The sequence below is a fragment of the Acidovorax sp. JHL-9 genome (assembly GCF_000426205.1).
Lineage (GTDB): Bacteria > Pseudomonadota > Gammaproteobacteria > Burkholderiales > Burkholderiaceae_C > Acidovorax > Acidovorax soli.
Window position 1 is genome coordinate 24,466 of record NZ_AUEX01000017.1, and the last position, 6,734, is coordinate 31,199.

General features: G+C 65.1%; 6 protein-coding genes. 3 read left to right on the plus strand and 3 right to left on the minus strand.

Annotated elements, in window-relative coordinates; genetic code table 11:
* Nucleotides 1-12 precede the first annotated feature (12 nt).
* The 3 genes from K225_RS0112315 to K225_RS0112325 form a co-directional block, all read right to left on the minus strand.
* The gene (locus K225_RS0112315; RefSeq protein WP_026436700.1) at nt 13-1,149 is read right to left on the minus strand and encodes a PilT/PilU family type 4a pilus ATPase; all 1,137 of its coding nucleotides are present in this window, start codon (nt 1,147-1,149) and stop codon (nt 13-15) included.
* Between the two features lie 40 nt (nt 1,150-1,189).
* Nucleotides 1,190-1,825, minus strand: a complete 636-nt coding sequence (locus tag K225_RS0112320) for a Crp/Fnr family transcriptional regulator (protein ID WP_026436701.1) — start codon at nt 1,823-1,825, stop codon at nt 1,190-1,192.
* Nucleotides 1,826-1,895: 70 nt separating this feature from the next.
* Nucleotides 1,896-2,939 (minus strand): type IV pilus twitching motility protein PilT, encoded by a 1,044-nt coding sequence (locus tag K225_RS0112325; RefSeq protein ID WP_026436702.1) that lies wholly within the window; start codon nt 2,937-2,939, stop codon nt 1,896-1,898.
* A gap of 34 nt (nt 2,940-2,973) precedes the next feature.
* Here K225_RS0112325 and K225_RS0112330 point away from each other — a divergent pair, with 34 nt between their 5' ends.
* The 3 genes from K225_RS0112330 (at nt 2,974) to K225_RS0112340 (ending at nt 6,263) form a co-directional block, all read left to right on the plus strand.
* The gene (locus K225_RS0112330; protein WP_026436703.1) at nt 2,974-3,690 is read left to right on the plus strand and encodes a YggS family pyridoxal phosphate-dependent enzyme; all 717 of its coding nucleotides are present in this window, start codon (nt 2,974-2,976) and stop codon (nt 3,688-3,690) included.
* Nucleotides 3,691-3,800: 110 nt separating this feature from the next.
* Nucleotides 3,801-4,940 (plus strand): aminotransferase class V-fold PLP-dependent enzyme, encoded by a 1,140-nt coding sequence (locus tag K225_RS0112335; protein ID WP_026436704.1) that lies wholly within the window; start codon nt 3,801-3,803, stop codon nt 4,938-4,940.
* Nucleotides 4,941-4,973: 33 nt separating this feature from the next.
* A complete protein-coding gene (locus K225_RS0112340) occupies nt 4,974-6,263 on the plus strand; it encodes a DUF445 domain-containing protein (protein ID WP_026436705.1) in 1,290 nt (429 codons plus the stop codon).
* Nucleotides 6,264-6,734 lie beyond the last annotated feature (471 nt).

A 6,734-nucleotide genomic window follows, 5' to 3' on the forward strand; every position in this document is an offset into this window, starting at 1 on the left:
TTTCAAGCGCAATCACACTATCGCGAAGTGCTCTGTACCCGAGGCCAGGTCGGCTGATTTGGCGCGCTGGCTGTTGAGCTTGATCTGCAGGCGCAGGTCGTTGAGCGAGTCGGCGTTGCGCAGCGCATCTTCGTAGCTGATCACATTGGCCTCGTAGGCATCGAACAGCGCCTGGTCGAAGGTCTGCATGCCCAGGTTGCGGCTCTTTTTCATGACCTCCTTGATCTCGGCGACTTCGCCCTTGAAGATCAGGTCGGCAATCAGCGGGGTGTTGAGCATCACCTCGACCGCCGCCGCCCGGCCCTTGCCGTCCTGCCTCGGGATCAGGCGCTGCGACACCATGGCGCGCAGGTTGAGCGACAGGTCCATCAGCAATTGGGTGCGGCGCTCTTCGGGAAAGAAGTTGATGATCCGGTCCAGTGCCTGGTTGGCGCTGTTGGCGTGCAGGGTGGCCAGGCACAGGTGGCCGGTTTCGGCAAAGGCCACGGCGTGTTCCATGGTCTCGCGGTCGCGGATTTCGCCCATCAGGATCACGTCGGGGGCCTGGCGCAGCGTGTTCTTGAGCGCCGCTTCCCAGCTGTCGGTGTCCAGACCCACTTCGCGCTGCGTGACCACGCAGTTCTTGTGCGGGTGCACGAATTCCACCGGGTCTTCCACCGTGATGATGTGGCCGAAGGAGTTTTCGTTGCGCCAGTCCACCATGGCGGCCAGCGTGGTCGATTTTCCCGAACCCGTGGCACCCACCAGGATGCACAGGCCGCGCTTGGTCATGGTCACTTCCTTGAGGACCTGGGGCACGCCCAGGCCGTCAATGGTGGGCAGCGTGAGCGGAATGGTCCGCAGCACCATGCCGACCTTGCCTTGCTGGATGAAGGCGTTCACGCGAAAGCGGCCAATGCCGGCGGGCGAGATGGCAAAGTTGCATTCCTTGGTGCGCTCGAAATCGGCCACCTGCTTGTCGCTCATGATGGCGCGCGCCAGCGTGAGGGTGTGGGTGCCGGTCAGTGGCTGGGGCGACACCTTGGTGACCTTGCCGTCCACCTTGATGGCGGGCGGAAACTCTGCCGTGATGAACAAGTCGCTGCCATTGCGGCTTACCATCAGCTTGAGCAAGTCGTTGATGAATTTACTGGCCTGATCGCGTTCCATCAAAGATCCTTCCGGGGTGCTGTGTCTGCAGGACGGGGAGTCATTTCCGGTTGTCGCTCAGCCGGGCGCTCACGACCCGCAGGCGCAGCGACAGCTTGCGCGCCAGCAGTGCAATCAGGCTGGCGGCCAGCTGGGGATCCTTGGTCATCATGTCATCCATGGCCTCGGCGCTCAGCACGGCGATTTCACTGTCGATGAGGGTGGTGCAGGCCGAAAAGCGGATGCCGCTGTCGAGCAGCGACATTTCGCCCAGGATGTCTCCGGGCCGCGTCTCTGCCAGGCGCAGCTGCTCGCCCCAGGGCTGAAGGCGGTCCACCGCGATGGCACCGGTGAGCACCACCACCATGAAGTTGCCGTATTCCTCCTGCCGGATGACGTCGCGGTTGGCTGGAACGGCGGCAAACTCGAAAAAACGCTCCATGCGCTCCACCGCGTCCGTGTCGAGGTGGGCCATGTATTTGTCCTTGGCCCACAAGGCCTGCAGCAGCTTGCCGCCGCGGCTGGGGGGCAGGCGCTTGGCGCCCACTTCCACGGCACGCGCCTCCCAGGGCACCAGCATGGAGGCGTCCACGCCCTGGCTGGCGAAGGCCGTGGAGAACAGCACGGAGTCGGTCTGATCTTCCGCAGGCTTGTCCCCGCGGGTGTTGCGGCGCAGAAGGCTGAGAATGCCTTTCATAAATGGCTCCAGTGTGCGGCGTCTGCTGCCGCTTTGTCAGAAGGATGTGTGGGGGGCAGCCGGAGTGCGATCAACCCGGGAAGTTCTCGGGGATCTTGGCCTTGCTGCGGGCTTCCGCAGGGCTGATGATGTTGCGCCGCACCAGATCGGTAAGGTTCTGGTCGAGTGTCTGCATGCCCGCGCTGTTGCTGGTCTGGATGGTCGAATACATCTGCGCCACCTTGGCCTCGCGGATCAGGTTGCGGATGGCGCTGGTGCCCAGCATGATCTCGTGCGCGGCCACGCGGCCCGAGCCGTCTTTCAGCTTGCACAGCGTCTGTGAAATCACGGCCTGCAGCGATTCGGACAGCATGGCGCGGACCATTTCCTTTTCTTCGGCAGGGAACACGTCGATGATCCGGTCGATGGTCTTGGCGGCACTCGACGTGTGCAGCGTGCCAAAGACCAGGTGGCCCGTTTCTGCGGCCGTCATGGCCAGCCGGATGGTTTCGAGGTCGCGCATTTCGCCCACCAGGATGGCGTCGGGGTCTTCACGCAGTGCGGACTTGAGTGCGGCGGCGAACGACAGCGTCATGGGCCCCACTTCACGCTGATTGACCAGGCACTTCTTGGATTCGTGCACGAACTCGATCGGGTCTTCCACCGTGAGGATGTGGCCGTATTCGGTTTCGTTGAGGTAGTTCACCATGGCTGCCAGCGTGGTGGACTTGCCCGAACCCGTGGGCCCTGTCACCAGCACCAGGCCGCGCGGCTTGAGCGCCAGGTCGCCGAAGATCTTGGGGGCGTTGAGCTGCTCCAGCGTGAGGATCTTGCTGGGAATGGTGCGGAACACGGCAGCGGCGCCGCGGTTCTGGTTGAAGGCGTTGACCCGAAAGCGGGCCAGGCCATCGATCTCGAACGAGAAGTCCACCTCCAGAAACTCTTCGTAGGTCTTGCGCTGCGAGTCGCTCATGATGTCGTACACCATGGCGTGAACGGTCTTGTGGTCCAGCGCGTCGACATTGATGCGCCGCACATCCCCGTGGACCCGGATCATGGGCGGCAAGCCCGCGGACAAGTGCAGGTCGGATGCCTTGTTCTTGACGCTGAATGCGAGCAACTGGGTAATGTCCACGGGTTCCCTCTCTTTGGTACGCTTGTTTCTCATTATGACCACGATTGCTACCAACCTCCAACAGGTACGGGGCCGCATTGCGCAGGCCTGCGCTGCCGCCGGCCGGGCTCCCGACAGTGTCTCGCTGCTGGCCGTTTCCAAGACCTTTGGCGCCGAATCGGTGGTGCAGGCCGCCGCCGCCGGCCAGCGGGCATTCGGTGAAAACTACATCCAGGAGGGGGTGGAAAAGATCGCCGCGGTGGGGCGGGCATGCGCGCCCGCGCTGCAGTGGCATTGCATCGGCCCCATCCAGAGCAACAAGACCCGCCTGGTGGCCGAGCATTTCGACTGGGTGCACACCGTGGACCGGCTCAAGACCGCAGAGCGCCTGTCGGCCCAGCGGCCGGAGCACCTGCCACCGCTGCAGATCTGTATTCAGGTGAACATCGACGGCGGCCCCACCAAGTCGGGCGTGGCACCGGCGGATACCCTGGCGCTGGTGCGTGCTGTGGCAAAACTGCCACGCCTGCGGGTGCGCGGGCTGATGAGCATCCCCGACCATGCCCCTGATTTCGAGGCGCAACTCGCAAAACACACAAGCGCCAGAAGACTTTTTGACCAGATATTGGCCCTGGGGGAGCCCGGGCTCGAAGGTTTTGACACCCTTTCCATGGGCATGACGGCCGATCTGGAGGCCGCCATCCAGGCGGGCAGCACCCTGGTGCGGGTGGGCACGGGCATCTTTGGCGGCCGGACCTATCCGGCACCCTGATGCGGCGCCGGATGCCTGCACTGCGGCCCGTGCTAAGCTGATTCGACCCACCCATGGCGCGCCGCCCGTGGGCGGTGGCGCCATCACAACCCGTCAATGGAGATCTTTTCATGCCCGGATTGCTGCCCGACATCGACCCCGATGGCCTGCTTGAATTTTCGGTGGTTTACACCGACCGCGCGCTCAACCACATGTCCAGGCGCTTCACCGGCGTGATGCAGGACATCCTGTCCACACTCAAGGAGGTGTATCACGCCCCCACCGCCGTGATCGTTCCCGGCAGCGGTACCTTTGGCATGGAAGCGGTGGCGCGCCAGTTCGCCAACCAGCAAAAGGTGCTGATCGTGCGCAACGGCTGGTTCAGTTACCGCTGGAGCCAGATTTTCGACGCCGACAAGGGCCTGGGTGGCGGCGCCGTGGTCTGCAAGGCGCGCCAGCAGGGCAGCGGCCCGCAGGCGCCCTGGGCGCCATGCCCGGCCGATGAAGTGGCTGCCACCATCCGTGCCGAGAGGCCCAAGGTGGTGTTCGCGCCCCATGTCGAGACAGCCAGCGGCATCATCCTGAGCGACGACTACCTTCGCACGCTGACGGCTGCCGCCCATGAGGTGGGCGCGCTGTTCGTGCTCGACTGCGTGGCCTCGGGCGCCATGTGGGTGGACATGCAGGTCACGGGCGTGGACGTGCTGATTTCCGCGCCGCAAAAGGGCTGGAGCGGCTCGCCCTGCTGCGCCATGGTGATGTTGTCTGAGCGTGCCCGCCAGGCCATCGACGGTACGCAAAGCTCCAGCTTCTCATGTGACTTGAAGAAGTGGATGCAGATCGCCGAGGGCTATGCAAAAGGCCAGCACGCCTACCACACCACCATGCCCACCGACGCGCTGGTGCGCCTGCGCGACGTGATGCAGGAAACGCGTGCCTATGGCTTTGAGAAGGTGCGCGAGGAACAGATCGAGCTGGGCGCCAAGGTGCGCGCGCTGCTCGAATCGCGCGGCTTTCCCAGCGTGGCGGCCGAAGGCTTCAAGGCGCCCGGCGTGGTGGTGAGCTACACCACCGACCCCGGTATCCAGAACGGCAAGAAATTCATGGAGGTGGGCCTGCAGACCGCCGCCGGCGTGCCGCTGCAATGCGATGAAGGGCCGGACTTCAAGAGCTTCCGCATCGGCCTGTTCGGCCTGGACAAGTGGCACCACGTGGAGCGGACAGTGGGCCATTTGTCGAAGGCGCTGGACCAGATCGCGGCCGCTGCCTGACGGGGTGAGGTCGAGGCAGGCTGGCTCGCCCGCATGAATCCAGACGCCAACCCCGCAGCCCTGGCCTTGCGCCGCGCCAAGCGCCAGGCCCTGGGCCTTTTGCTGCTGGTGACCGTGGTGTTCGTTGGCACCAGCGTGGTGGAGCGCGGTCTGCTGCTGAACTGCGTGAAAGCCATGGCCGAGGCCGCCATGGTCGGCGCACTGGCCGACTGGTTCGCGGTGGTGGCGCTGTTTCGCCGGCCACTGGGCCTGCCCATCCCGCACACGGCGGTGATTGCACGCAACAAGGACCGCATCGGCGCCAATCTGGCCACCTTTGTGCGCGACCGCTTCCTCGATCCGCCCTCGCTGGTGGCGCTGATGCGGCGCCACGATCCCGCCGCGCGGCTGGCCCAATGGCTGGGCGATGCGGGCAACGCCAGCTTGCTGGGCCAGCAGGCGGCGCGGCTGCTCAGCGCCGCCCTCGACACCGTGCAGGATGCGCAGATGGAGCGCTTCATCCGCAAGGCGGCGCGTACCCTCATCGGGCGGGTGGATCTGTCGGGTACCCTGGCCACGGTGCTGGGGGCGCTCACCCACAACGGGCGCCACCAGGCACTGCTGGACGATGCACTGGGGCGGCTGATCGTGGTCCTGCAGGAGGAGGGCACGCGCCAGCTGATTGCTACCACCATCGTGCAGTGGCTCAAGAAAGAGCATCCGCTCAAGGAAAAAATGCTGCCCACCGACTGGCTGGGCGACAAGGGCTCGGCCATGATCGCCAACGCGCTCGAGGCCGTGCTGGCCGACGTGGCGCAGAACCCGCAGCACCAGTTGCGCGAACAGTTCGACGCGGCCGTGCAGCGGCTGGTGCACAGGCTGCAGACCGATCCGGACTGGGCGCGCAAGGGCGAGGAGATCCGGCGCTACCTGCAGACCAATGCGACGCTGGGCCGCTATGTGCAGGACCTGTGGCTGGGCATGCGCGCCGCCTTGCAGCGCGACCTGGCCGACGAGCACTCGGCCGTGGCGCGCAACGTGCATGCCATGGGCGCGTGGTTGGGCCGCTCGCTGGCGGGTGATGCGGCATTGCGCCAGTCGCTCAACCTGCGGCTGGAAAGCTGGGTGCAGGGGCTTGCGCCGGATGTGTCGCAGTTCATTGCGCAGCACATCGAGGACACGGTGCGCCGCTGGGATGCCGAGGAGATGGCGGCACTGATCGAGTTGAACATCGGCAAGGATCTGCAGTACATCCGGATCAATGGGACGGTGGTGGGTGGGTTGATTGGGGTGGTGCTGTTTGGGGTGTCGCATGCGGGGGAGGTTTGGCGGGCGTTGTTTTGAACTTTTGGGGGCGTGCGGTTTTTGTTTGCTGAGGGCGGAGGCCGGGTCTTGGCCCGGCGGCCGACTCACTTTCTTTTGCTTCGCCAAAAGAAAGTAAGCAAAGAAAAGGCGACCCACAGCCTGCAACCCCTTCGGGGCAGACCTGCGTCGGGGCGGTTGCGGGGTGCGCCGTGGAACTCGCTTTGCGCTGCGCGCGCCGCTCGGACAGCTACGGCGAGTCAGTTGACGAGGCATGCGCGCACTGCCCCCCACCCCCACCCCCCAACCCCCCCGCCGCAGGCGCAGCCAGATGGTGTGGGAAAAGAACATCCAAACAACCTACGGGCCATCGCTGCGCTCGGCACCCTCTCGCGGGCGCAAGCGCCACGCGCTGCGCAGCCCGGGCCAAGCGCAGCGATGGCCCGAAGGGATGTTCGCTCGGGTTCCCTTCAGGATGCGCCGAGGAGCGCAGCGGCCAGCGGATCAGGGCTC